This is a genomic window from Streptomyces sp. NPDC059788 (genome assembly GCF_042732265.1).
GTDB lineage: Bacteria > Actinomycetota > Actinomycetes > Streptomycetales > Streptomycetaceae > Streptomyces.
On the sequence record NZ_JBHWHY010000016.1, the window covers coordinates 60854 to 87612 of the forward strand.

At 74.0% G+C, this 26759-nt stretch carries 12 protein-coding genes; 10 read left to right on the forward strand and 2 right to left on the reverse strand.

The features are described 5' to 3' along the window. The first annotated feature begins 187 nt into the window (after window positions 1–187). From ACFV57_RS15955 to ACFV57_RS15965, 3 genes are read left to right on the forward strand one after another with little or no spacing between them, the layout of a single operon-like run. Complete coding sequence (locus ACFV57_RS15955) at window positions 188–9247, forward strand: putative T7SS-secreted protein (protein WP_385231371.1); 9060 nt, start codon at window positions 188–190, stop codon at window positions 9245–9247. Beyond that, a complete protein-coding gene (locus ACFV57_RS15960) occupies window positions 9244–12045 on the forward strand; it encodes a right-handed parallel beta-helix repeat-containing protein (RefSeq protein ID WP_385231374.1) in 2802 nt (933 codons plus the stop codon). The genes ACFV57_RS15955 and ACFV57_RS15960 overlap by 4 nt, the downstream gene beginning before the upstream one ends. A gap of 58 nt (window positions 12046–12103) precedes the next feature. Beyond that, window positions 12104–13084 carry a hypothetical protein gene (locus ACFV57_RS15965; RefSeq protein WP_385231377.1) on the forward strand — a complete coding sequence of 327 codons (981 nt, stop codon included), beginning with the start codon at window positions 12104–12106 and terminating at the stop codon, window positions 13082–13084. Window positions 13085–13141: 57 nt separating this feature from the next. On the opposite strand, the gene ACFV57_RS15970 is transcribed toward ACFV57_RS15965, so the two are convergent. Then, complete coding sequence (locus ACFV57_RS15970; protein ID WP_385231380.1) at window positions 13142–14065, reverse strand: hypothetical protein; 924 nt, start codon at window positions 14063–14065, stop codon at window positions 13142–13144. Window positions 14066–14331: 266 nt separating this feature from the next. Between ACFV57_RS15970 and ACFV57_RS15975 the strand changes: the two genes are divergently transcribed. From ACFV57_RS15975 to ACFV57_RS15995, 5 genes are all read left to right on the forward strand, one after another. Continuing rightward, on the forward strand, window positions 14332–15141 hold the full coding sequence (locus tag ACFV57_RS15975; RefSeq protein WP_385231383.1) for a S1 family peptidase: 810 nt from the start codon (window positions 14332–14334) through the stop codon (window positions 15139–15141). 185 nt (window positions 15142–15326) lie between these two features. Beyond that, window positions 15327–15725: a hypothetical protein gene (locus ACFV57_RS15980; protein ID WP_385231386.1), complete on the forward strand. Its 399-nt coding sequence runs from the start codon at window positions 15327–15329 to the stop codon at window positions 15723–15725. 115 nt (window positions 15726–15840) lie between these two features. Beyond that, window positions 15841–16539: a response regulator gene (locus tag ACFV57_RS15985; protein WP_385231389.1), complete on the forward strand. Its 699-nt coding sequence runs from the start codon at window positions 15841–15843 to the stop codon at window positions 16537–16539. Between the two features lie 5 nt (window positions 16540–16544). After that, a complete protein-coding gene (locus ACFV57_RS15990) occupies window positions 16545–17708 on the forward strand; it encodes a sensor histidine kinase (protein ID WP_385231594.1) in 1164 nt (387 codons plus the stop codon). Window positions 17709–18029: 321 nt separating this feature from the next. Continuing rightward, the gene (locus ACFV57_RS15995; RefSeq protein ID WP_385231392.1) at window positions 18030–21191 is read left to right on the forward strand and encodes an endo-alpha-N-acetylgalactosaminidase family protein; all 3162 of its coding nucleotides are present in this window, start codon (window positions 18030–18032) and stop codon (window positions 21189–21191) included. Window positions 21192–21242: 51 nt separating this feature from the next. On the opposite strand, the gene ACFV57_RS16000 is transcribed toward ACFV57_RS15995, so the two are convergent. Further along, window positions 21243–23024 carry a beta-galactosidase family protein gene (locus tag ACFV57_RS16000; protein WP_385231395.1) on the reverse strand — a complete coding sequence of 594 codons (1782 nt, stop codon included), beginning with the start codon at window positions 23022–23024 and terminating at the stop codon, window positions 21243–21245. Window positions 23025–23163: 139 nt separating this feature from the next. Here ACFV57_RS16000 and ACFV57_RS16005 point away from each other — a divergent pair, with 139 nt between their 5' ends. After that, window positions 23164–24039, forward strand: coding sequence for a helix-turn-helix domain-containing protein (locus tag ACFV57_RS16005; protein ID WP_385231398.1), 876 nt, complete (start codon window positions 23164–23166; stop codon window positions 24037–24039). 148 nt (window positions 24040–24187) lie between these two features. Next, the gene (pepN, locus tag ACFV57_RS16010) at window positions 24188–26731 is read left to right on the forward strand and encodes an aminopeptidase N (RefSeq protein WP_385231401.1); all 2544 of its coding nucleotides are present in this window, start codon (window positions 24188–24190) and stop codon (window positions 26729–26731) included. Window positions 26732–26759: the final 28 nt, after the last annotated feature.

A 26759-nucleotide genomic window follows, 5' to 3' on the forward strand; every position in this document is an offset into this window, starting at 1 on the left:
TCAAACGCAACATGAAGCGGAACGGTTCACCCCTGAACCAGACAAGCTGCGGGAAGTGATGTCGTTCACACAGTGAACCGATCACCGTGCAGATCCGTGAACGTAGGTGTGGTGTTCCATGATCCGGACGCGTACGGCGCGCCGGTCGTGACACGAGTGAACGGTCTGCTGCGCGAAGGGGAGAGGCTTGGCTACGCGTCCCGGTGACTGGGGGGCCCTCGGCCTCGACGGCGACCCGACCCCGGGCGACGCCTCCGCCATCACCACCATCGCCGACGCGATGCGCGACCTCGCCACGCACGCGGGCACCATCAACAACGGCCTCAAGGCGCTCCAGCAGACCGCGGGCGACGGCCAGCGCTTCATCGGCAAGACCGCCGACCAGCTGCGCGACATGGTCGACGACCACCTGCACAACTTCGTCGGCCACGTCGCGGACTCCTTCAACCAGGCCGAGACGGCACTGCGCAAGTACGCCACCGCCGTCACCGACGCGCAGGCCGACGCCGACGCGGCGCTGACCGCAGCCCAGGGGCTGGACAAGGACGACCCGCAGCTGCAGACCCACAAGGACCGGGCCGACGACGCGCAGAGCGCCCTCAGCTCCGCGGCGAGCACCCTGGACAAGGCGCTGACCTCGGCCGGGTCGCTGATGGTCCAGCCGGTCAGCGACTGCGACCTGTTCTGGGAAGCCTTCCAGTGGCTGACCATCATCCTCTCGGTCATCGCCATCTTCACCGGCGGTGTCCTCGCGGTCCTCGCCTGGGGCATGAACGCGGTCCTGCTGATCAAGACCATCGTCGACTTCAGCCAGGGCAAGGCCAGCGGCCTGGAGCTCGGGCTCGCCTTCCTCGGTGTGCTCTTCCCCACCACCAAGGCCCTGCCGGTCGGCTCCATCGTCAAGGGCCTGGGCAGCGTCCTCAAGGGCGGCGTCGAGGGCATCGCCGGCGCCGGCAAGAACATCATCAAGGAGATCGGCCACTTCTCCTCGCTGCACAACATGCCGAAGATCGTGGTGGCGCCGATCGTGCTCGGCATCCACGCGGCCCCCGCCTTCAACATCGTGGGCGGTGTGAAGGGCCTCGGCAATCTCGCCAAGGGCGGCTGGGGGGCGCTGGGCAAGACCATTTCCAAGGACTGGGCGGACGTCACCAAGGGCATCACCGGGGACTGGGGCAAGCTCGGCGCCTACGCGAAGGTCAACTTCGAGCGGCTCGGCCGGGCGGGCATCGCCACCGTCGTGCCCCTGGACTTCACCGAGATGGGCGTGCTGGGCTTCGGCGGCGCCGCGCGGCTCGCCTTCGGCGAACGCGTGCTCGGCATCAACCAGCCGGACCTGCACACACTGCTGGCCAACGCGGGACGTACGGACGCGGCGCTGGCCAAGGGCATCCACACCGGCGACTTCGGCGCGCTGGCGCCGTTCCGGCCCGTCGGCGGCAACGGCACGCACTTCGTGCCCGGCAGCTTCGTGGACCTCTCGGCCCTGCACTTCGTCCCCGGCGGCTTCCACGGCACCTCCTTCCCCGGGGTGCACATCCCCTCCGTGTCGCCGGGCGGGCTCACCAAGTTCCCGGGCGCCGCCGTGCCCAACGGGATCGGCGGGCTCTCCCTGGACGGACTGGGGGCGTTCCGGCCGGGCGGGCTGGGCACCTTCCACTTCAACGGTGTCGGCAACCTGCTCCCCAACGGCCTCGGCTCCTTCGGCCACGGCGGTCTGAACCTCAACATTCCCGGCAATGTGGGCGGCCTGGGGGTCAAGGGGCTGGGGAACGTCACACACGTCGGCGTGAACATGCCGCACGGGATCAACGTGCCGCACACCGGTGTGAACATGCCGCACGGCATCACCGTGCCCAGCGGCTCCCTCACGCACACGGGCGCGCACTTCGACCAGCCCGGCCTGCTGACCACCCCCGACGTGCACATGCCGGGGACGACCACGCTCGACAACGGCCTGAGCGTCCCGGACGTGCACGGCGCCGGTGCCACCCAGCTCATCCAGCAGACGGACTTCGCGGCCGGACACGTCCGGATGGACAGCAACCTGCTGCTGTCCGCGGACACCGCCATCGACCTGCTCAAGGACGCCCACGGATCGTCGGGCGTGCTCGGGCACGTGCCGGAGAACGCCGGTGTCCACGTCCCGGAGACCTCGTTCGACGGCGGCTTCGTGCACGGCATCGGCGACGGCCACTCCATGGCCCGCGGCGCGATCGGCCACGGCGAGGCCCTGGAGGACATGACCTTCCCCGAGCTGACCGCGCTGGCCAACGGCGACGTCGCGGTGACCGCCTTCCACGGGGACGGCATCAGCTTCCGCATCGGCGACGCGGCGCCGCGCACGATCACCGCCGACCACCTGGCGGCCACGGCGCCCGGCACTCCCGTACGGGTGGAGCCGACGGGTACCCAGAACCTGGTGGGTACGCAGGGCGACAACCTCGTCGTCCAAGGCGCCGTCCCCCCGCCCCGCGACCTGGCCAAGGGCCCGGCCGACGTACCGGCGTCGTCGGCCGGCGCGCGGGACCCGCTGCTGCTGAAGACCCCGGAGACCGGCAAGGTCACGACCACCGGCACGGGCGCCACGAACAAGGTGACGCCCCAGCCCGCCGTCAACGAACACGACATGGCGATGAGCCTGCTGGACACCGGCGACCGCAAGCCGGTCCCGTCCGCCGGCCACAGCGCCACCTCGGACAACCCCTCCGGGGTGTCCGCCCTGCCGGACCTGGACGGCGCGGGAGTCCGCGGCGCCACCGGCCCCGCGGACAACAGCGTCCTCGACCTGATCGCCCACCCGGGCGGCCCGGTGAAGGCGGTGGACGAGGCCGCGGCCGGAGTACCGGCCGCCCTGAAGGCCACCGAGCACACGCCCACCCCGACGCCCGCCCCCGCGCCGAAGGCCGGGACGCCCACCCCCGCGCCCGGGGCCAAGGACCTGGGCGCCGTCACCCCGCCCCCCGGCAACCGCTTCGGCGGCCTGTCCGGCGCCGCGGCCATGAACCAGCGCCTGCGCGCCCGCCACGACCTGATCCTCGGCGGCTCGGTCGGCCCGGAGGCCGGTGCGAAGCTCAACGCGTGGGCCGGGTACGAGCACGCGCTGTCGCAGCTCGGAAAGGCGGAGCGCCAGGTGGACGAGCTGGCGCCGCCGCCCGGCGCCGCCGCCGGCGAGCCCACGCCCGCCATGGCCGAGGCCCTGGACGATCTGGGCGTCAAACGTGCCGAGGTCGCCAAGGCCGAGGCCAAGCTCGACGAACTGGGCATCGACGCGCCGCGCACCCACAAGCAGATCACCGCCCTCACCAGCGGCATGTTCGGCGAACACGGCCTCGGCGGCGGCCCGCGGCCGCACCCGCAGCCGGAGCCGCAGGCGGTACCGGCCGTCGACAAGGGCAAGGGCAAGGCCGACTTCGCGGACGCCGAGCCCGTACCGGCCGTCGACAAGGGCAAGGGCAAAGCGGACTTCGCGGACCCCGAGCCCATCCCGGACACTCCCGCCCCGATCCGCCCGGGGTCCGGGGACCGGCTCGGCCACACCCCCGGTTCCGGCATCGGCGAGCGTGCCGCCGCCCGGCACGAGATCGTCACCGGCGGTACGAGCGGGCCGGGGGCCGACCTGCGGCTCGGCGCCTGGGAGCGGTACGAGCAGGCGTCGTTCGACCTGGCGCGGGCTCAGGAGAAGGTGGACGGGCTGGTGCCCAAGGCCGGGCAGCCCGGCCCGTCCAGGCCGTCCGCCGCGGCCGTCGACGCGCTCGACGACCTGGCCGTCCGGCAGGCCGACATGGCCAAGGCCGAGACCCGCCTCGGCGAACTGGACATGGACCCGAACGCCATCCGGCAGGAGATCGACGACGTCAACACCGCGATCGCCCTCGACCGGGCGCAGCGCGGGGAGTACGTCGGCCCGCTCGGCGGCGCGCCGGCCCCGCACGGCGGCGATCCGCTGCCGGTCGGACCGCACGACTGGTCCCCCGACCCGCGGGCGCCGCACGCCCTGTGGCCCGACCCGGGCACCCACGGGGCGGGCCGCACCATGGTCAACCAGTCCTTCCGCGACCTGCCGTTCGCGGGCCACCAGCCGCTCACCGCGGGCGACTACCTGAGCTGGATGCGGGCCAGCACGGGGGAGGGCCGGCCGCTGTCCTACGTGGTCAACACGATCGTCTCGCACGCCGACATCGCGAACCCGGGCCGGCTCCAGGACTTCCTGAACTCGATCACCCGCGGCCTGGACGGCTACGACGGCCGCCTCGGCGTGGTGATCGGCGTCAACGGCAAGCTGGAGGATCTCGCCGCCATCCACCGCGCGATGGACGACGCCCTCGGCTCGGCGCACTTCGACCACCCGCTGGCGATGGTGGCCACCACCTTCTACGGCGATTCGTTCCCGTACGGCACCATCCGCAACCTGACCATGACCAGCCCGGCGGCCCGGTCGATGGCGCACTCGATGATGCACGGCGGCGGGGCGGGCGGCCCCAGCCACCCGTACTGGGCCTTCATGGACTTCGACGTGTACGAGCACACCGTCCCCAGCGGCCGGCACGTCTTCGACCACTTCGACCGGGAGTTCAACCTCGGCGAGGGCGGCGCCGTGCACGACTGGGCCAAGCAGCTGCCCGACGACACGGGGGCCGCGGCGAAGGTGTCCGACGACGCCGCGGCGGTGCCGGGCGCCTTCGACCCCAAGCCGCTGCGCCCGCTGGTCATGACCGGCGGCTACCGGGTGCCGGGGAAGACCGGCGAGATGGTGATCGTCGACGGCGTCGCGGTGGACCGCTCGGTCGAACAGCTGATCAAGGAGACCAAGACCCGCGGCGACACCCCCGACGGGATGGTCTTCACCCAGCAGGACGTGGACAAGTTCGCGTCCGTCGTCGACTCCGACATGCGCATCCGCGCCAAGATGGCCGACATGCACGGGCTGCTGCCGTACGGGCCCGAGCCGAACCTCTTCGTGGACGCCGCCGTCACCATGGTGGACGACGTGCGGCTGGGCCAGGGCGCCTGGCGGCCGGTCCGCTTCGGCGGCGGCGCCGGTGAGTACAAGGGGCTGCGGGAGCGGCTCAACTACTTCAACGCCTGGGAACTGGACCAGACCCTGCCGGACATCCCGGGCAACGCGGTCGCGCGGGACATCGCCGCCGCCAACTCCGCGCTGCCCGACCGCGGCGCCGCGTTCGTCGCCGACTTCGTGAACGGCGCCGTCCCCACCGACCTCTCCCGCCTGATGTCCGGCTACTACAAGCACGGCAAGGCCGGCGGCGTCGGCAACATGCCGCAGGAGCACCTGACCCCGAAGAACGTGGTGGAGCACGTCTTCGCCCGCGACGACTTCGACCTGGACCCGAACCTGTCGCGGGCCAAGGACGACACGAAGATCGGCAAGCTGCGCGACGACCTGCTGAAGGGGAAGTCCCCGCAGCAGGGCTTCCGGGACGACCCGCTGAAGCCCATCGGCATCGACGGCCGGCTCCCCGAGTTCAACGAGCACCCCCGGGCCACCCTCGACCGGCTGGGCGCCGGGCTGGGCGGCGACGGCAACACCCTCGGCCTGCACATCTCCCTCCACGTACCGGGCCGTACGGACGGGCTCGTGGTCGGCATCGTGCCGGCGGACAAGCGGTTCCTCAGCCACGCGGTGGTCGCCTCCACCGAGGAGGCGGCGTACAAGCGGCTGCAGAACTACGTGATCGCCGAGGTCCTGCCCCAGGGCGGTCTGCCGCACGACTCGCTGCTGCGCGCCCTCCCGGAGCCGCCTGCGGCCACCGCCGGCGCGAAGGGCGGCCGGATCACGCCCGGCGCGATCCCGGACGCCCCGACGCTGCTGACGCAGGTACAGCGGCAGATGGGCAAGAACGGCTTCGAGGACCTGGTCAACGACACCTACACGCGGGGCCTCGACGGCCGCGCCCTGACCAACGGCCTGGTCACCGGGCGCCTGGGCCCGGACGTGTCGGACCTCGGCCCGATCGAGCGGATCGTGCTGGACCGCTATGCCAAGGCGTTCAACCGCCCGCTGGAGATCCGCGGTCTGGACGGCTCGGCCCACCGGGTCGACATCGAAGCCCGCAAGCCGGGCCCGCCGCTCCACCTGACCTGGGTCCCGGACCACGGCGGCCCGCACTCCGGGCACTGGGACGTGGGCGACACGGCGCCGCCCCCGCCGCCCACGCGGCTCGGCTCCGGGCCCGGCTCCGGGATCGGTGCACGGTCCGCGGTCCGGCACGACATCATCACCGGCGGCGCGGGCGGGACGGAGGCCGATCTGCGGCTCCACGCCTGGGAGCGGTACGAGCGCGCGTCGTCCGACCTGGCCGGCGCTCAGGAGAAGGCGGACGGACTGGTGCCCAGGGCAGGGCAGCCCGGCCCGTCCAGGCCGTCCGCCGCGGCCGTCGACGCGCTCGACGACCTGGGCGTCAAGCGCGCCGAGTTCACCAAGGCCGAGACCCGCCTCGACGAACTGGGCATGGACCCGAACGCCATCCGGCGGCAGATCGACGACGCCAACCACGCGATCGCCGTCGACCGCGCGAAGCGTGGCGAGTACGTCGGCCCGCTCGGCGGCGCGCCGTCCCGGCACACCAACCTGACCCAGGCGTTCGACGACCTGGACGTGACCGGCGGCCCGGCCCCGCACCACCTCGACGACATGGAGATGACGGACGCGCCCACCGGAGCTGGGGACCACGCGGCGCCGCACGACGCGCGGACGGCCGGGACGGGACCGTACGGCGACCTGGGCCACGGCGGCCCGCCGACCAACGGACCCCTGCCGCGCGACCTGGAGTGGCAGGAACTGGAGGGCCTCGGCCACAAGGTCACCCGCGGCGACATCACGGCCAACGGCGCCTTCCACGGGCTGCCCGGACACGGCCAGGGCCCGCTGACGCCGGACCAGTACATGAACTGGGTGCGCGCCAGCGTCGACCGGCAGAACCCGATGGCGTACGTGGTCAACACCGTCGTCCGCCACAGCGAGATCGCCGGGGACGCGGGACGGCAGCGGCTGCGGGACTTCCTCACGGCGATCACCACCGACCCGCGTGGCGACTACCGGGGCAAGTTCGCCGTGGTGATCGGGGTCAACGGCCCGGCGGGCCGGATGGCGGACGTCAACGCCGCGGTCCGCGGCGCGCTCGAAGGACTGGACGTGCCCTACCCGGTCGCCGCGGTCGGCATCGGCTGGACCGGCAAGGAGTTCCCCTTCGGCACCATCCGCAACCTCACCATGACCAGCCCGCCGAGCCGGTACCTGGTGCGCTCGATGATGTACGACCCGCACCAGCCGGCGCACCCGTACTTCTCCTTCATGGACTTCGACAACTACCAGCGGCTCGTGCCCGGCGGCGAGCACGTCTTCCAGCACTTCGCCCGGGAATTCGAACTCGGCGGCGGTGTCGCGCCGCTGCGCCCGCTGTCCATGTCCGGCGGCTACCGCCTGCCCGAGGGCCACGTGCCGGGCGCCGACACCGCCCAGCTCATCGAGGACACCAACGCCCGCCTGGCCGACGACCACGCCAAGGCCGTGGCGGCCGCCGCGAAGACGGGGGGCAAGGGCAAGGCCAAGGAGGCCGGCCCGCTGCAGACCGTCTCCGCCACCGACCTGCCCGCCTTCGACACCGCCGTCCGCGCGGACATGCGGGCCCGCACCCGCCTGGCCGGTATCCACCCGCAGCTGCCCTACTCGCCCGAACCCAACCTCTTCACCGACGCCGCCGCCACCCTGCTCGACCGGGCGGGCCCCGGCTGGCACCCCATCAGGTTCAGCCCCGGCACCAGCGAGTTCAACGGCCTGGCCGAGTCCCTGAACTCCTTCAACGCCTGGGAGCTCAACCGCACCCTGCCGGTCCTGGACCGCTCGGACTTCCCCGGCGGCTCCCTCGTCCACCGGCTCACCGACCGGGAGATCGAGGCCGTCGCCCAGCGCCCGTACGACCGGACGTACGGCACCACCGCGGACACGCCGACGGCCGGGCAGATCGACGCCGTACGGGAGCGGCTGGCCACCCGCGGACCGGGCGGCAGCGGCGGCGGCGCACCGCTGACCACGTCCGAGATCGAGGCGGTCAGCCGGCTGCTCACCCCGGGCGAACTGGACGCCATCGCGACCCGGCAGGCGGAGCGGCTGATCGCCGCGCACACCTACACGCTGCCGGACCGCGGCGTGCCCTTCGTGACCGACTTCGAGGGCGCGGCCACCCCCACCGACCTGTCCCGGATGATGGAGGGAATGTTCGGGAGCAAGCGCCTGCCGCAGGACCACAACGACGTCCGGCAGGCGATGGGCCGGCTGTTCGGCCGCGACGCGTTCGACGACTTCAACCCGCAGACCGCCAAGGCCGTCAAGAGCGGTCTGCACTGGGCCGACCGCAGGGACGACCACCTGCTGACGAACTCCGCCACCGGGCTCTCCCGGGACCCGCTGGCACCCGTCGACCCCGCACGCGACCCGGCCCACTCGCCCCGGGACGTGGTGGACGGACTCGACGGCCTGGGCACCGGACCGCGCAACACCCTCGGGCTCAACGTCTCCGGGACCGTACCCGGCGACGCGGGCCTCTCGCTGCGGGTGGGCGTGTCGGCGTACGACAAGCCGTTCGCGAGCCTGGCCGCGGCGACCCACTCCGAGGCGGCCGGGTTCCTGCGCAACCTGCACCTCGTCGTCGCCGGGTACCCGCCGGTGCACTCGCCTCCCCGGTCCCTGTTCCACGCCCTGGAGAACGCCGCCGACAGCGCCGCCGGGCCGTTCCACACCCCCGGCGGTCTGCTCGACACCGTGGAGCAGTACCTCAGGAGCAAGCCGAAGGGCAGCAAGGACCCCGTCATCAAGCTGGTGCTGGCCCAGGCGGACCAGGCCGGAACGGGCGCCCGCGACCTGTTCGCCGCGCTGGCGAGCGGACGGCTCGACCCGCGCGGCTCGTTCGCCGCCGGCACGCCGGGGCAGCTCTCGGTGCAGCTCTACGCCCAGGCACTGGGCGCCCGCGTCCGCATCATCGACGGCGACGGCATGCTGGTGCACGAGGCCGCACCGGGCACGACGGGCGCGCGGACCCGCCCCCGCCCCGGACTCGACTTCCGCTGGGAACCGGACCCCGACGGCACCTGGCACTGGACCGTACGGGAGTCTGACGGCATGGAGGAGCCGGCCGACCAGCCGGTCAAGCGTCCCCGCAAGGGCAAGGGACGCGCCGACCGGCCTCCCCGGCCGGACGACGAGGACACGACCATGGGCGACGTATGACCACCGCAGAACACCCGGGCACCGGGACGGTCCACCAGGTTGGCGCCGGACAGCCGGCCGCGCACACCACCGTGAGCGCCGCGCTGCGCTCGGCCGCGCCCGGCGACGAGATCCGCATCGCGCCCGGCGCCTACGAGGAAGCACTGCGCATCGACCGCGACGTCATCCTGCGCGCGGACGGCGGCCCGGTCACCCTGGCCGCGCCCGGCGGCGGCGCGCCCGCGCTGGAAGTCCTGCCCGGCGCCCGGCTGACGCTGGACGGGCTGACCGTACGCGGCGGCGCCGCCGACCGGCCCGCCGTCCTGCTGTCCGGCGGCGTCACCCACTGGCACGGCGGCGGCACCGACCGCGGACGCCTGGAGGTGCTGCGCGAGGCCGCGCTCACCATGACCGGCGCGCGCCTGACCGGCGCCGCACTGGCCGGGGCGCTGATCCGTACCATCGGCGCGGTCCGCCTCACGGACTGCGTCCTCGAAGGCGCCCAGGGCACCGGCGTGGTGGTGGGCGGCGGCTCCCGCCTGGAGCTGACCGGCACCCGCATCAAGGGCGCCACCGGCTCCGGGGTGCGGGTCCGCGAGGACGCGCACGTGGTGCTGCGCGACTGCCTCATCGACGGCGCGGGCCGCAGCGGGCTGCTGTTCGAGGACCGGTCGGCGGCACTGCTCGTGGACTGCCGGATACGGGACTGCGGCGGCGAGGCCGTACGCGTGCTGGACTCCTCGCCGGTGCCGCAGGACGGCGACCCGTACGAGGCCGCGGACGGCAAGGTGCCGGAGCGGTCCCGGGGCGGACTGCTGCTGTACGGCTGCGAACTGTCCGGCGCGGGCGCGGACGCCCTGCACGTCGCCGGTTCCGGCGACGCCGTGCTCGACGGCTGTGTCCTGCGCGACGGCGCCGGCGCCGGTGCCACCGCGGGGGAGCGGGCCCGCGTACGGCTGGCCGACACCCGGATCGTGCGGACCGCCGCCGCGGCCCTGACCGCACACGGCACCGCCCGGCTGGAGGCGCGCGGCACGACCGTACGCGGCTCGGCGGCCAACGGCATGCTGGCCACCGGCTCCGCCACCGTCCGGCTGACCGACGGCGAGGTCACGGACTGCCGGTTCAGCGCCGTGCACGCGGGCGGCGAAGCCGAGGTGGCGCTGACCCGGCTGCGCGCCGGGAACACCCCCGAACACGGCCTGCACGCCGTCGCCGACAGCCGCCTGACCCTGGCCGAGGTGCACCTCACCGACTGCGGCATGTCCGGCCTCGACCTGTCCGGCGCGGCGAACGCCGAGGCCGCAGAACTGTCCGTCGTACGCTGCCGCAACGGTGTCGTCGCCGGTTCCGGCGGCACGGTGCGCCTGACCGGGTGCGCCGTCACCGACGCCGAACGCGCCGGGTTCACCTTCGGCGGCGGCGACGCCGAACTGACCGGCGGCCGGGTCCTGCGCGCCGGCACCGCCGGGCTGGTCTTCCAGGGCGGCGCCACCGTACGGGCCGCGGACGTGGAGGTCACCGAGGCGGCCGGGTCCGGCATGGTGGTCGCGGCGGGCGCCGCGCCCGACGTGCGCGCCGTACGGATCACCCGCCCCGGCAAGAACGGCCTGATCGTCGACGCCAAGGGCGCCGGCACCTTCGAGGACTGCGAGATCACCGGGCCCGGCTTCCCCGCCGTCCACCTGGGCGAGGCCGCCGCGCCCGTCCTGCGCCGGATACGCGTCCAGGACGCCGACGCCGACCTGAGCACCGAGGACGGCGCCGAACCCCAGGTGCGCGACTGCGTCTCCTGGCAGGTCAAGGAGGCGCACTGGCCCGCGCCCTTCGCGCCCGCCCCGGCCGCCGCCACCGCGGCCGCCCCGCAGACCGCGGGCGCGGCGGCCGGGGACGGCAGCACCGCGACGACGATCCCGCCCACCGAGGCCGACCTCGACGAACTCCTCGGCGAACTGCACGAGCTGATCGGCCTGGACCGCGTCAAGCAGGACGTCGCCTCGCTCGTCAAGCTGATGCGGATGGTGCAGCGCCGGGAGGCGGCCGGGCTGGCCGCGCCGCCGCTCAGCCGCCACCTGGTCTTCGCGGGCAACCCCGGCACCGGCAAGACCACGGTGGCCCGGCTCTACGGCCGCATCCTGGCCGCCGTCGGCCTCCTGGAGCGCGGCCACCTCGTCGAGGCGGACCGCTCCGCGCTCGTCGGCGAGTACGTCGGCCACACCGGGCCGAAGACCCAGCGGGTCTTCATGGAGGCGATGGGCGGCGTGCTGTTCATCGACGAGGCGTACTCGCTGGCGCCCGCCCACGCCACGGGCGGCAACGACTTCGCGCAGGAGGCCATCGCCACCCTCGTGAAGCTGATGGAGGACCACCGCGACGCGGTCGTGGTCATCGTCGCCGGATACCCGGTGGAGATGGAGCACTTCATCGACTCCAACCCCGGCCTCGCCTCCCGCTTCAACCGCACGCTGCTGTTCGAGGACTACGACACCGAGGACCTCGTGCAGATCGTCGAGCAGCACGCGGCGGCCCACCAGTACGAGCTGACCGACGCGGCGCGCGACACCCTCGCCGGCTACTTCGACCACGTCCCCCGCGACGGCCGGTTCGGCAACGGGCGCTCGGCCCGGCAGACGTTCCAGGCGATGACCGAGCGGCAGGCCTACCGCGTCGCGGAGAACGACGCGCCGTCCGAGACGGACCTGCGGACGCTGTCCCAACTGGACGTACCGGAACTGGACATCCCCGCCGCCGACCCGCCCGGCACCGCCGCACCGCAACCACTTCCGTCCGGTCCCGGCGGGCCCGCCCTGCCGGCCTGACCGGCCGCCCCGCCGGGACCGCCCCGCCACCCCCGACCACTTCCAGGAGGAACCCCCGTTGTCACAGCCGAACGAGAGCGCCGGACCGGACCGCTCCGGCGCATCCGACCCGTCCCGGTCCGGTTTCGCGGAGACCTTCTCCAAGGGCGCGCGGACACCGAAGCGCGGCCTGGCGCCCGGCCGCCGGGTCTGGAAGACGGCGCTGGGCCTGCCCGTGCTGGCCGGCGTCGGCGTCGGCGCGGTGGCGCTCGCCACCCTCGGCGCCTCCCAGGTGCGCTTCGGCGACGGCCAGGAACAGGCCGTCGCCGCCAAGCAGCCGCAGCAGACCAAGACGGGCTCGCCCCTGCCGTCGGCCAAGCCCGGCAAGGCCCCCGGTGAGGCGCCGGGCGGCAAGAAGCCCGGCGCGGACGCCACGCCGGAGGGGGCGAAGACCCCCACTCCCACTCCCACCGCGCCGGACAAGAAGCCCCCGAAGCCCGAGGGCAAGAAGCCCGGCCCGCCGAAGGGCGCGAGCGCCAAGGTGACCTACACGGGCATCGCGGGCCCCGGCTGCCCGACCCCCGAGCGCGGCGGCTACCACCAGGCGGGCGTCCACGGCGAGGTCGGCGTCGGTTGGTACGGCCTCTCCGGCGGCAGCACCCGCGAGGGCGGCTGCAGCGGCCAGTTCACGTCCGTACCGATGTCCGGCGACCCGAAGAAGGACACCGACAACAACGTCATGTGGTGGTGGGAGCCGGGGCCGCAGTCCCGCAGCTGCCAGGTGTCGGTGTACGTTCCGCACGGCCCCAGCGACCGTGACGTCCAGGGCAGCCCGACCCACTACCAGGTGCTGTCCGACCCCTTCAACCCGGGTTCCAAGGTCGGGAACTTCGCCGTCGACCAGGTCGCGCACCGGGGGAGCTGGCAGCCGGCCGGTACCTTCCAGGTCCGCGACAACAAGATCGGCGTGAAGCTGATGGACCGCGGCGACAACCACTCGCCGGGCCGGGACCGCGCCCACCACGCGGCCGGGGCGATCAAGGTCACCTGCCACGGCTGAGCCGGGGCGCGGGCCCGCCGCGGGTCGCCATGCGCCGCCGGACACCGCCGCGGGTCGCTATGTGTCGCACTCCAGCTCTGTGCGGCACAGCGCGCATCGGGCCCGCAGCCGGCCGCGTACGGGGACGCGGATGCGCTGGTGGCAGGTCGGGCAGGGGAACGACACCCGCAGCGGCGCGCCCCCCTCGAAGGCGTAGCCGTCGGCCGGCGCCGGGCCACCGGGCCGGCCGGCGCGCCGCGGGTCCTGGGCCGCGCGCCGGTCCTTGGTGTAGCGGCGGCGGCCGGACCAGCCGGCCGCCGCCAGCGGGGGCTGCTGCGCGTCCCGGCGGGCCAGCCCCAGCCCCGCCTTGTAGGCGTCGTACGCCTGCGGGCTGGTGAACCACGGCGCCGGGTCCTCGCCGAAGAGCAGCGCGCGCTTGGCGAGGACGTACCCGAACTCCTCCGGCGTCAGATAGCCCAGCTTCTGCGAGAAGGGGCCGTGCTCGCGGTACGCGTCCAGCAGCAGCCAGCCCGCGCCCAGATAGGCGGTGGCGGTGTCGGTGAGGATCTCGTTGGCGCGGGTGCCGGGGAAGGACAGGTCGAGGCGGTGCAGGTAGACGTGCATCACCTCGTGGGCGAGGGCGGCGCCGATGTCCCGGCGGTGGCTCTTGAAGCGGGTGTTCAGCTCGATGAAGTACTCGGGCCCCGCTGTCAGTTCGACGTTCGCCGCCAGGTGCATGTCGCGGAAGGCGACGATCACCCGCGCGTCGGGGAGGCGCAGGTGCTGCACCATGGCGTGGGCCACCCGCTGCGCGCCCGCGTACAGCTCCTCCGCGTCCCCGAAGGCGACTTCGGCGGGCGGCACGCTCGTCGCGAAGGTCTGCACCGTGTCGTACGACAGGCGTTTGTAGAGCGCGGTGAGGGCCGCGCGCACCGTTTCCAGATGCGGATAGCCGTGCTCGATGTCGCTGCCGGAACCGCCCGGACTCCCCGTCGCCGCCACCCGACCACTGTACGTCTCGTCGGGAACGTCCGGTATGGGGTGTACGCGTCGTGGGTAGAACAGGAGTTGGCCGGATGTACACCCTTGCCACTGTGATCGCCGACTCCACATAATCCAAGGGCGCTTTGCGGGCTCATCCCCCACTGGGTCCGGACGCCGTACGGTGCGCTGCCGACTTCCGTCCACGGGCTTTCGGCGGTCCTTTCCGGTTTTCGGGTTGGCATGGGCCTGACATCAATGTGCAACCCCCCACGAAAGGAAGCCCGTTGCAGAGCTACCTGAAGCACCTCAAGAGAGCTGCCGCCGTCGGCGCCGTCGCCCTCGCGGCCGCCAGCCTCCAGCCCGCCGCCGCCACCGCGGCCGCCCCCACACCCGAGCCGGGCCCCATCCACACCAAGATCGTCGGCGGAACCAAGGCCGACCAGGGCGAATTCCCGTTCATGGTCCGGCTGTCGATGGGCTGCGGCGGCGCCCTGTACGCCAAGGACATCGTGCTGACCGCCGCCCACTGCGTGGACGGCAGCGGCGACGACACCTCCATCACCGCCACCGCCGGCGTGGTCGACCTCCAGGACTCCAAGGCCGTCAGCGTCAAGTCCGCCAAGGTCCTCCAGGCCCCCGGCTACAACGGCAAGGGCAAGGACTGGGCGCTGATCAAGCTCGCCAAGCCCATCGACCTGCCGACCCTGAAGATCGCCACGGACGACAAGCTCACCAACGGCGACTTCGACATAGCCGGCTGGGGCGCCGACAAGGAAGGCGGCCAGCAGCAGCGCTACCTCCTCAAGGCCAAGGTGCCCTTCGTCGACGACGCCACCTGCAAGAAGGCCTACGGCGACCAGCTCACCCCCGGCGAGGAGATCTGCGCCGGCAAGCTGGACACCGGGGGCACCGACACCTGCCAGGGCGACTCCGGCGGCCCGATGTTCCGCAAGGACGAGGCCGGCCAGTGGCTCCAGGTCGGCATCGTCAGCTGGGGCGAGGGCTGCGCCCGGCCCGGCAAGCCCGGCGTCTACACCGAGGTGAGCACCTTCGCCGCGGACATCAAGAAGGCGGCCGACGGCCTGGCCGGCTGACGGCCACCCCACAGCGCACCCGCCGCGCCCCGACGCCGTACGGCACCGGGGCGCGGCCGTGCGCCGCCGGGACCTTCGTCCCGTACCACCGGGACCCGCCTCGTCCTTTCGGCCGGTGCGCGGGCGCCGCGGACCGGCCGGACAGCCGATACCGGCCCGCACGGCCGCTCCCTAGCGTGGGGCGCGTGACCACCCAGCCCCGCCCCCGCCGCGCGCCGCACCCCCCGGGCCACGTCGTCGCACTCCCCGGCGGCCACCGGACGACCGCGGTCGCCGTCCTGCTGCTCGCCGCCTCCGCCGCGGCCCTCACCTGGCTGCTCCTCGGCAGCCGCGGCCACGGCCTCCGGACCGTCCCGGCGGCGCCTCCCACCGCCGCCCGGCCCGCCGGCACCGGCGGCGACCACACCCGCACCGCCCTCCACGACCGGACCACCGCCGCCCGCACCGGCGGCGACTGCGCCGCGAAGGAACCCCGGACCCGCGGCTGCCCGGACACCGGACGCCCCGCCCCACACCCGCCCGCCGGCTGCCGGACCCCCTACCGCGCCGGCCACCCCCTCGCCGTCAGGGCGGCCCACCACTGACGCGAACGGAGCCGCCCCAGCGGTTGCGGGGCGCGATCACCGCAGGTCAGATGGAATGCGACGGGAGCGGCCCGGCCCACTGCCGGACACGGCGCACGGACAGGGCGAGGGACACATGGCGATCAGCGTGGTCATCGCGGACGACCAGGAGATGGTCCGGATGGGCTTCCGGATGATCCTGGAGAGCCAGCCGGACATCAAGGTCCTCGCCGACGTCGTGGACGGCGCGGCCGCCCTGTCCGCGGTGGAACGGCTGCGCCCCGACGTCCTGCTGCTCGACATCCGGATGCCCAAGACCGACGGCCTGGAGGTCACCCGCCGGCTCGCCGAGCGCTCCGCCGCCCACCCCGAAGACGGGCACCGGCCGCGCGTCGTCATCGTCACCACCTTCGACCTCGACGAGTACGTGCACGCGGCGCTGCACGGCGGTGCCTCCGGCTTCCTCCTCAAGGACGCCAGCCCCGCCATGCTCGTGGAGGCCGTGCGCGCCGCCGCCGTCGGCGACGCGCTGGTCTCACCCGCCATCACCGTACGGCTGCTGCGCGAACTGGCCCCCGCGGCGGCCGGCGGCACCGCCCGCACCCTCGCCGAGCCGCTGACCGACCGCGAACAGGACGTCGTACGGGCCCTCGCGCGCGGCCGGACCAACGCCGAGATCGCCGCCGAGCTCTACGTCTCGCTGTCCACCGTCAAAACCCACCTCGCCAACGTCCAGGCCAAACTGGACGCCCGCAACCGCGTCGAGATCGCCGCCTGGGCCTGGGAGAGCGGGCTCGCCACGGGCGGCCCCCGCGGCGCCCCGGACGCGCCGTGAGCCCGATGTCCGGGTGGGCCCGCGCCCATCCGCGCAAGGCCGCCGCCGCGAAAGCCGCCCTCGCCGCGGTCCTCCTCTTCCTCGTCGGCTTCGAGACCGTCGCGCTCGCCCGCCAGCCCACCCGCCCGCATGCGACCGTCGTCGCCACCGCCGTCGTCGTCTGCCTGTGCGCCGTGCCCAGCGCGCGCGTCCCGCTGAAGATCCGCGCCTGGACCGCCGCGTCCGTCTCCCTCGCCGGATCGGTCGTCCTGATCGCCGGACAGCACGCCCTTCAGGTGTGGGGCCTGGGCGAGGGCATCGCCCTGCTGGTCCTGCTCACCGGCGTGCTGCACCGCGCCCCCGGCGGCACCGCCGCGGTCCTCGGCCCCATGCTGGGCCTGGCCTGCGTCCTCGCCCCGATGCGCGACATCCGGCTGGGCCCGTACACCGTCGTCTACGGCGTCCTCACCGTCGTCGTCAGCGCCTATTCGATGATCCTTCGCTGGCAGGAGGCCCAGCGGATGCGCGACCTGGCCGCCGTACGGTCCGCCGAACGCCTGGAACTCGCCCGCGAACTGCACGATCTGGTCGCCCACCACGTCACCGGCATCGTCGTCCAGGCCCGCGCCGCCCGCTTCACCTCGCTCAGCGGGCCGCGGGCCGACGCCGCCTTCGAACGGATCGAGACCTCCGGCGGCGAGGCGCTGAGCGCGATGCGCCGCCTGGTACGGGTCCTGCGGGAGGGCGCCGCCCGCAACCGGCCGCCGGCCGGACTCGCCGACGTACGCGCCCTCACCGAGACCTACGCCCGCACCGGCCCGCCCGTCGCCCTGCACATCGACCAGGGCCTCGACGAGACGGTGCCCGCCGAGGTCGCGGCGGCCGTCCACCGCATCGTCCGCGAAGCCCTCACCAACGTCCGCAAGCACGCCGCCGACGCCACCGCCGTACGCATCGGGCTGCGGACCGTACCGTCCGGCCTCGAACTGCGCGTCACCGACGACGGACGGCACCCCGCCCGCCTGTCCGAACAGGCCCGCGGCGGCGGCTTCGGCCTGGCCGGGCTGACCGAGCGGGCGGAGGCGATGGGCGGCCGGCTGACCGCGGGGCCCGCGCCGGAGGGCGGCTGGGAGGTCCGGGCGGTGCTGCCGGTGGGGGCGGGGGACGAGGCGCCGTACGGACCGGGCTGACCCCGCTGGCTGTACGGGCTTCCGCGCGCTTGCCCGGACCGGTCCGTATGCCGGTGCCGGTCCGTCTTCCAGTACCGGTCCGTATGCCCGAGCCGGACCGTCTGCCCGTACCGGTCCGTGCCCGTCCGTTAGTCCAACACCTCCCGCTCCTTTGTCCATGGGCCTGCCCGCCGCGCACCGAGCACCCTGTCCCGCGACGGACAGTGCCGGCGCGAAGGACGGAGAGCGCACGTGAACGGACCGACAGGCGCGCAGGAACCGACCGGCGCGGAGGGCCCGACCGGCTCTGCGGAACCGGCAGCCGCAGGGGAACCGGCGGGTGTGGCGGAACCGGCAGGTGTGGCGCAGGCCGCGGGCGCGGAGCACGGGCCCGGCCGCAGGAAGATCGTCGTCGGCGCCGCGCTCGCCGGAATCGTGGGCGCCCTCCCGCTCGGCGGCGGCAGCGCGCACGCCGACGGCACCGGCCCCCACCCGCGGCCCCGGCACGGCGAGGCGGTGCTGCGGTCCGGCGCCCTGGAGGTCCGCGTCGACACCGCCTTCCCCCGCATCCTGTCCTACACCGACCGGGGCACCGGCGCCGTCCTCCACGGCCAGCCCGACCCCGTCACCCAAGTCCTCGTCGACGGCACCGCCCGCACCCCGCGGGTCACCTCCCGCCCGGCCGCCGACCGCATCGCCTACACCCTCGCCTTCGACGGCGGCACCGAGATCGACGCCGAGATCACCGTCAGCGGCTGGCGCGCCGACTGGCGCGTCACCAAAATCGCCGACACCCCGGCCCTCCGCGTGGGCACCCTCCAGATCCCCGGGCTCGCCCTGCTCGGTGTCCGCAGCGACCAGCCCGGCGCCGCCCTGCTCGCCGCCCGCATCGACCTGGACAAGGGCAGAAGCGGCGACACACTCGTACAGATCGCGCCCACCACGCCCGTGGACGCCGCGCCCGTCGGCTGCGCGTACGCGGTCGCCGCCACCGGCCGGCTGGCCGCCGCCATCGAGACCAACACCGTGTACGACCAGCCCACCGGGGCCACCACCTGGGAGAACGGGCGCCTGTGGCGGCAGACCACCACCAGCGGCGGCCACCGCTACGCGCGCCTCGGCTGCGGCCAGTGGACCCACCGGGCGGCCACCGCGCCCCTGGACGACACCGAACCCCTGCCGTACGCCACCGTCATCCTCACCCGCGACCGCAACGGCGACGGCACGGCGGACTGGCAGGACGCCGCCATCGCCCTGCGCGACATCATGGTCAGCCCGCTCGGCGCCGACGAACAGCATCTGCGCGTCGTCGCCCACATCCCCTTCAACTTCGCCAGCCAGGCCACCAACCCCTTCCTCGCCACCCTCGACAACGTCAAGCGGATCGCCCTCGCCACCGACGGACTGCGGCAGTTCACGCTCCTGAAGGGCTACCAGTCCGAGGGGCACGACTCCGCGCACCCCGACTACGGCGGCAACTACAACCGGCGCGCAGGCGGCCTCGCCGACCTCAACACCCTGCTGCGCGCCGGAAAGAACTGGCACAGCGACTTCGCCGTCCACGTCAACGCCACCGAGTCCTACCCCGTCGCCCACGCCTTCTCCGAGACCCTCGTCGACAAGAACGACGAGCAGTGGGACTGGCTCGACCAGTCCTACCGCATCGACGCCCGCCGCGACCTGGTCTCCGGCGACATCGCCCGCCGCTTCCGGCAACTGCGCGAGGAGACCGACCCCGCCCTGAACACCCTCTACATCGACGTCTTCCGCGAATCCGGCTGGAACTCCGACCGCCTCCAGCGCCACCTGCGCGCACAGGGCTGGCAGGTGACCACCGAATGGGGCCACGGCCTGGAACGCTCCGCCCTGTGGGCGCACTGGGCCAACGAGACCGACTACGGCGGCGACACCTCCCGCGGCATCAACTCCCGCCTGATCCGCTTCGTACGCAACCACCAGAAGGACGTGTTCGCGAACAAGTGGCCCACGCTGCTGGGCGGCGCCCGGATGGGCAACTTCGAAGGCTGGGTCGGCAAGACCGACTGGCCCGCCTTCTACCGGATCGTCTGGGCCGACGCGCTGCCCGCCAAGTACCTCCAGGCGTACCCGATCCGCACCTGGCGCGACCACGAGATCACCTTCGAGGGGCCGACCGCCACCACCGTCACCGACACCGGCGGCACCCGCCGGATCACCACCGACAAACGCCTCGTGTACGACGGCGGCACCTACCTGCTGCCCTGGGAACCCCGCCGCGCCACCGACCCCGAGAAGCTCTACCACTACAACCCCGAGGGCGGCACGACCACCTGGACGCTGCCGCGCGGCTGGTCGGACGCCCGGAGCGTGTACATATACCGGCTCACCGACCAGGGCAGGAGCCGGGCGCGGCGCTCGGCCGTACGCGGCGGGAAGGTCACCGTCACCGCGGCGGCGGGAGAGCCCTACGTCCTCTACCGCCGACCGGCGCCCGCCCAGGGCGGCCGGGGCTGGGGCCGGGGGAGCGGCGGCCACGGCAGGAACGGGCCCGGCTGGGGCGAGGGCACACCGCTCGCCGACCCCGGCTTCCACTCCGGAACCCTCGACGCCTGGCACGCCACCGGGCCCGCGACCGTCGAACAGAGCGCCCTCGGCGACTACGAGCTGGTCGTCGGCGCGGGCGGCGCGGCGGCCGTCACCCAGCGGCTCACCCGCCTCGCGCCCGGCACTTACGCGGCCTCCGTGCAGGTGGAGGTGGGCGCGCGGCCGGGGGAGCGGCGCCGGGCCACCCTGGAGGTACGCACCGGCGACGGCGTCACGGCCGCCAACTGGACCGACACCTCCACCGCCGGGAACTTCGTCGCCGCCGACCGCAAGCACGGCACCCGCTTCCAACGGATGTTCACCCCCTTCACCGTCCCCGAGGGCGGCGGCCCCATCACCCTCACCCTCGGTGTCGCGGCGGGCACGCCCCGTGTTCGCTTCGACAGCGTGCGGGTGGTCCCCGCGGTTCCCGCCCACCGGCCGGGCGCCGTCGCCTACGAGGACTTCGAGCACGTACCGCAGGGCTGGGGCCCCTTCGTCAAGGGCGACGCGGGCCAGGTCACCGACCCGCGCACACACATCGCGCAGCGGCACGCGCCCTTCACCCGACGCGGCTGGCACGGCAAGGCCGTCGACGACGTCATCGACGGCGGCCAGTCCCTGAAGTCCCGCGGCGAGAACACCGGCCTGGTGTACCGCACGGTTCCGCACACCGTGCGCTTCGCCCCCGGACGCCGCTACCGGGTCAGCTTCCGTTACGAGAACGAGAAGGCCGGCCAGTACGCCTGGATCACGGCCACCGACGAACCGGCAGCCCGCGAACTGGACCGCACCCCGCTGCCCGCCGCCACCCGGCCGACCACGCACACCTACGAGTTCACCGCCCCGGAGAACGGCGAGGCATGGGTGGGACTGCGGAAGACGGGCGGGGACGGGAAGGCGGAGTTCGTCCTCGACACGTTCGAGGTACGGGAGGCCTGACGGACCGAGGTACACGCAGCCTGACGCATACGGACCCGGGAGCCCCACCCGTCAGGGCACCAGACGGGGCGCCCCTGCCCGCTCCCCCTCGAAGGCGGGGGCGCCCTCCAGCTCCAGCACCAGCAGCTCGTTGGCGCCCTCCCGCAGCACCGGACCCGGCACGAAGAGGGTGCGCTGCGGGCCTGCCGCCCAGTAGCGGCCCAGACAGAAGCCGTTGATCCAGGCGAAACCGCGGCTCCAGCCGGGCAGTTCGAGGACGGCGTCACCGGGGGAGGGGACGGACAGCGCGGCCCGGTAAAGGCCCCGCTGCCCGCTGCCGGCCAGGCGCCCGGTGACGCCCCTGAACGGCACCCGCCCCACCGCCGCCGCATCCTCCAGCGCGTCCAGCCGCAGCCCGCGCGCCCGTACGCCGTGCAGATACTGCCGCTCGTGCAGCAGCCCGCCCGTGATGCCCTTCGGCTCCCCGAGACGGGGACCGTAGTTGACGCGGCCCAGCGACTCCACCCACAGCTCCACGGCCGCGGGCCCGGTCACCGCCGCCCCGATCTCCGCGTCCTCCCCGGCCAGCGTCGGCCCGCGCACCCCGTCCACGTACGTCACCGCCAGATCCCGCAAACCCGTCACCCGCAGCGGCAACGGACCACGCGGGCCGGGCACCCCGAAGCGGTAACGCACCACGCCCCGGTCCACATCCAGCTCCTCGAACGTCGGCGGGACACCCGACGTCACCTCCGGGCCGCCGAGCACCTCCAGCACCTCCCCGAGCGGCGCCCACCCACCCGGCTCGGCCCGTACGGGCGCGGCGAGGACCGGCAGCGGACCGGGCACCTCGGGCAGCGGACCCGTCGCGTACGCGGCCAGCACCTCGCGGAAACGGTGGAACTTCTCCGTAGGGCGCCCGCGTTCGTCGACCGGCGCGTCGTAGTCGTACGACGTGACGGCGGGCTCCAGAGCCCCGTCGTGCAGCTCGCCGGATCGATTCGCCCCCGCCCAGCCCCCGAAGTTCGTCCCGCCGTGCGCCATGTAGACGTTGACCGACGCACCGCACTCCAGGATCTCGCGCAGCGCGCCCGCCGCGTCCCGCGCGGGGCGCGCCACCGGCGCCTCACCCCAGTGGGAGAACCAGCCGCACCAGAACTCCATACACATCAGCGGCCCGTCCGCCCGATGACGGCGCAGCGCCGCGAACGCCTCCCGCGCCCCGGAACCGAAATTGGCGGTCGCCAGGACACCCGGCACCGACCCGCCCGTGAGCATATGGTCCTCGGGGCCGTCCGAAGTGAACAGCGGCACGCTCACCCCCAGACCGCGCAGCAGGTCCACCAGGTGCGTCAGATACTCCCGGTCGCTGCCGTACGACCCGTACTCGTTCTCCGCCTGCACCATCACCACCGGCCCGCCGCGGTCGTACTGCCGCGCCACCACCTGCGGCAGCAGCCGCCCGAACCACGCCTCCACCGCCCGCAGAAACTCCGGATCACGGGTCCGCACACGCCGCCCCAGCGGGCCGGTCAGCCAATGCGGCAGCCCGCCGTTCTCCCACTCCGCGCAGATGTACGGGCCGGGCCGCACCAGCGCGAACAGCCCCGCCGCGTGCGCCGCGTCCAGGAAACGGCCCAGCGCCCCCGGATCGCGGAAGACACCGGGCCGCGGCTCGTGCAGATTCCAGGGCACGTACGTCTCCACACAGTTCAGGCCCATGGCGCGCAGCATCGCCAGCCGGTGGCCCCACTGCCCCTCGTGCACCCGGAAGTAGTGCAGGGCCCCCGACAGCAGCCGCACCGGCCGCCCGTCCCGCTCGAAGTCCCGCCCGCCCACCACGAAGCCGCCCACGCCACCCGTCCCGTCCGTCCGGCCTTTCGCCCACCATCACCTCTGGCGGCACGGGAATCCATGGACAAAGATCGGCGGTGATTGGACGGAACAGGAACCGAAGGACCGGAGCGGCACGGCAGTACGGGAGGACACCCGCATGTTCCACACCTGGATGCGGTACTTCACACCGAGCCCGGTCCACCACCGGCTCGGCCTGGTGTGCCTGGGCGTCGGCCTCCAGCACGGCACCCTGCCACCCGTCGGCCCACGCGTCCTCGACCACCACGTCGCCGTCGTCGTCGGCGCCGGGCACGGCTGGTTCACCGGCCCCGACGGCACCCGCCGGCCGGTCACCGCCCCCGCCCTCCTCTGGCTCGTCCCCGGCGTCACCCACCACTACGGCGCCGACCCCCACACCGGCTGGGACGAGAGCTTCGTCGACTTCACCGGCCCCGCCACCACCACCTACACCGAACTCGGCTACATCGAACCGGACCGCCCCGTCGTCCCGCTCGCCGACACCGCCGCTCCCCGCACCGCCATCGGCCGCATCACCCGCGCCGCCCGCCGCGGCAACCCCCTCCTGGAGGTCGAGACCGCCGCCGCCGTCCACGAACTCCTCGTCGCCCTGCGCCGCGCCCGCGCCGACACCGACGCGGACGGCGACCCCGTGCTCCAGGCCCTCGCCCGCGACGCGTTCCTGCCCCTGTCCGTCGCCGAACACGCCGCCCGCCACGGCATGACCCCCGCCGCCCTGCGCACCGCCGTACGCCGCGGCGCCGGCTGCAGCCCCAAGGACTACCTCCTCGCCATCCGCCTCGGCCACGCCAAAGAACTGCTCGCCGCCACCGAACTCCCCGTCGCCGCCGTCGCCCGCCGCGTCGGCTACACCGACCCGGCCTACTTCAGCCGCCTGTTCACCCGCCGCGTCGGCACCGCACCCGTCCGCTTCCGCGCACGTCAGGGACACAGCGTCCCCGGCGGCTGGTCCACCCGCGTCCCCGACCCCGACAACCCGCCACGCATCAGCTGAAACAGCCCGGCCACCGACCGGCCGGCACCCGGCCGCGGGAAGACCGGAGCCCGGCCACGACCGGCCCGGGCCCGCCCGAAGCGGCGGCCCGACCAGGAAATCCACGGGTCCAATGCGCGGTGTCAGTGCCGTACGGCAGCATGAGCACATGCCCGCACTGACGCGCGACGAGGCGCAGACCCGAGCCCGACTCCTCGACGTCCACCGCTACGCGATCGACCTCGACCTCACCCACGGCCCCGACCACTTCGTGTCCCGCACGGCCGTCCGCTTCAGTGCGCGCACCCCGGGCGACACCTTCATCGACGTCAAACCGGCCGAGCTGCGCTCCGCGACCCTCGACGGCCACCCCCTCGACCCGGCCGCCCTCGACGGCAACCGCCTGCCCCTGCCCGGCCTCACCGAGGGCGAGCACGAACTGCGCCTCGAAGCCGCCATGCCCTACTCCCGCACCGGCGAGGGCATGCACCGCTTCACCGACCCCGCCGACGGCGAGACCTACGTCTACACCCAGCTGTTCCTGGACGACGCCCAGCGCGTCTTCGCCGCCTTCGACCAGCCCGACCTGAAGGCCGTCTTCGAGCTGACCGTCACCGCGCCCCCCGGCTGGAGCGTCCTCGGCAACGGCACCGCCACCCGGGCCGACGGCGCCGACCACTGGACCCTCGCCCCCACCCCGCCCATCAGCACCTACCTCGTCGCCGTCGCCGCCGGCCCCTGGCACACCGTGCGCACCGAGCACGCCGGCCTGCCCTTCGGCATCCACTGCCGCCGCTCCCTGGCCCCCCACCTGACCGCGGACGCCGACGAGATCCTCGCCATCACCCGCCGCTGCTACGACCGCTTCCACACCCTCTTCGACGAGCCCTACCCCTTCGACTCCTACGACCAGGCCTTCGTCCCCGAGTTCAACGCCGGCGCCATGGAGAACCCCGGCCTGGTCACCTTCCGCGAGGAGTTCGTCTTCCGCTCCGCCGTCACCGACACCGAGCGCCAGACCCGCGGCGTGGTCATCGCCCACGAAATGGCCCACATGTGGTTCGGCGACCTGGTCACCCTCCGATGGTGGGACGACATCTGGCTCAACGAGTCCTTCGCCGAGTACATGGGCTACCAGGTCCTCTCCGAAGCCACCCGCTTCACCGACACCTGGACCGACTTCGGCATCGCCCGCAAGGGCTGGGGCTCCGACGCCGACCAGCGCCCCTCCACCCACCCCGTCGCCCCCGCCCCCGAGGACGTGCCCGACACCGACTCCGCCCTCCTCAACTTCGACGGCATCTCCTACGCCAAGGGCGCCTCCGCGCTGCGCCAGCTCGTCGCCTGGATGGGCGAGAAGGACTTCCTCACCGGCATCAACGACCACATCACCCGCCACCGCTTCGGCAACGCCACCCTCGCCGACTTCGTCGACTCCCTCGCCCGCGCCACCCACCGGGACGTGCACGCCTGGGCCGCCGACTGGCTGCGCACCACCGGCGCCGACACCCTCACCCCCGCCCTCGGCACGGCCCCCGACGGCGGCTGGACCCTGCGCGTCGACCGGGACGGCAGCCGCCCCCACCACCTCCTCGCCGGGCTGTACGACCGCGACCCCACCGACCCCGCCCGCCTCGTCGCCCGCGACCGCCTCGCCTGGGACATCCCCGCGGCCGGCACCCGCGCGGAGGGCGCCGCCCCGGACCGTCTGCACACCGCACCGGGCCCTCGCCCCGCCCTCGTCCTCCTCAACGACGGCGACCTCACCTACGCCAAGGTCCGCCTCGACCCCACCTCCTGGGACACCGCCCGCGAAGCGCTCTCCGGCCTGCCCGACCCCCTCACCCGCGCCGTGGTGTGGAACGCCGCCCGCGACATGGTCCGCGACGGCGAACTGCCCCCCACCGCCTACCTGGACGCCGCCCGCGCCCACCTCCCGTACGAGACCGACATCGCCATCGTCTCCGGCACCCTCGCCTTCGCCCGCACCCAGATCGCCGACCGCTACCTCCCCGCCGCCGACCGGCCCGCGGCCCTGAGCACCCTCAGCACCATCGCCCGCGACATCCTGCGCCGCACCGAAGGCTCCGAGAACGGCGACGGCCAAGGCCTGCGCCTCGCCGCCGTACGCACCTTCATCGACAGCGCCACCACCCCCGACGGCATACAGGACTGGCTCTCCGGCGGCAGCGTCCCCGGCGGCCCCGACCTCGACCCGGAACTGCGCTGGCGCATCCTCGGCCGGCTCGCGGTCCTCGGCGCCACCACCCCCGCCGCCATCGAGGACGAACTGGCCCGCGACCCCAGCGCGACCGGCCGCCAGGGCGCCGCCACCTGCCACGCCGCCCTGCCCGACCCGGCCGCCAAACAGGCCGCCTGGGACGCCCTGTTCACCACCGACGAGCGCACCGACCTGTCCAACTACCTCTTCAACGCCACCGCCGCCGGCTTCTGGGCCCCCGAACAGCTCGATCTGGTCCGCCCGTACGCGGGCCGCTACTTCCCCGCGGCCGTGGCCCTCGCCGCCCGCCGCGGCCCCGCCCTCGCCGACTCCGCCGGCCGCTACGCCTTCCCCACGCCCCTCGTCGACCCCACCACCCTCCAACTGGGCGAGGAATGCCTGCGCACCGCCGACCCCGCCCCGGCCCTGCGCCGCAGACTCGTCGACCAGCTCGACGACCTCAGGAGGGCACTGCGGGTGCGGGGCGCCTGACGGTCCGCGGGACAACTGCACAGCGGTC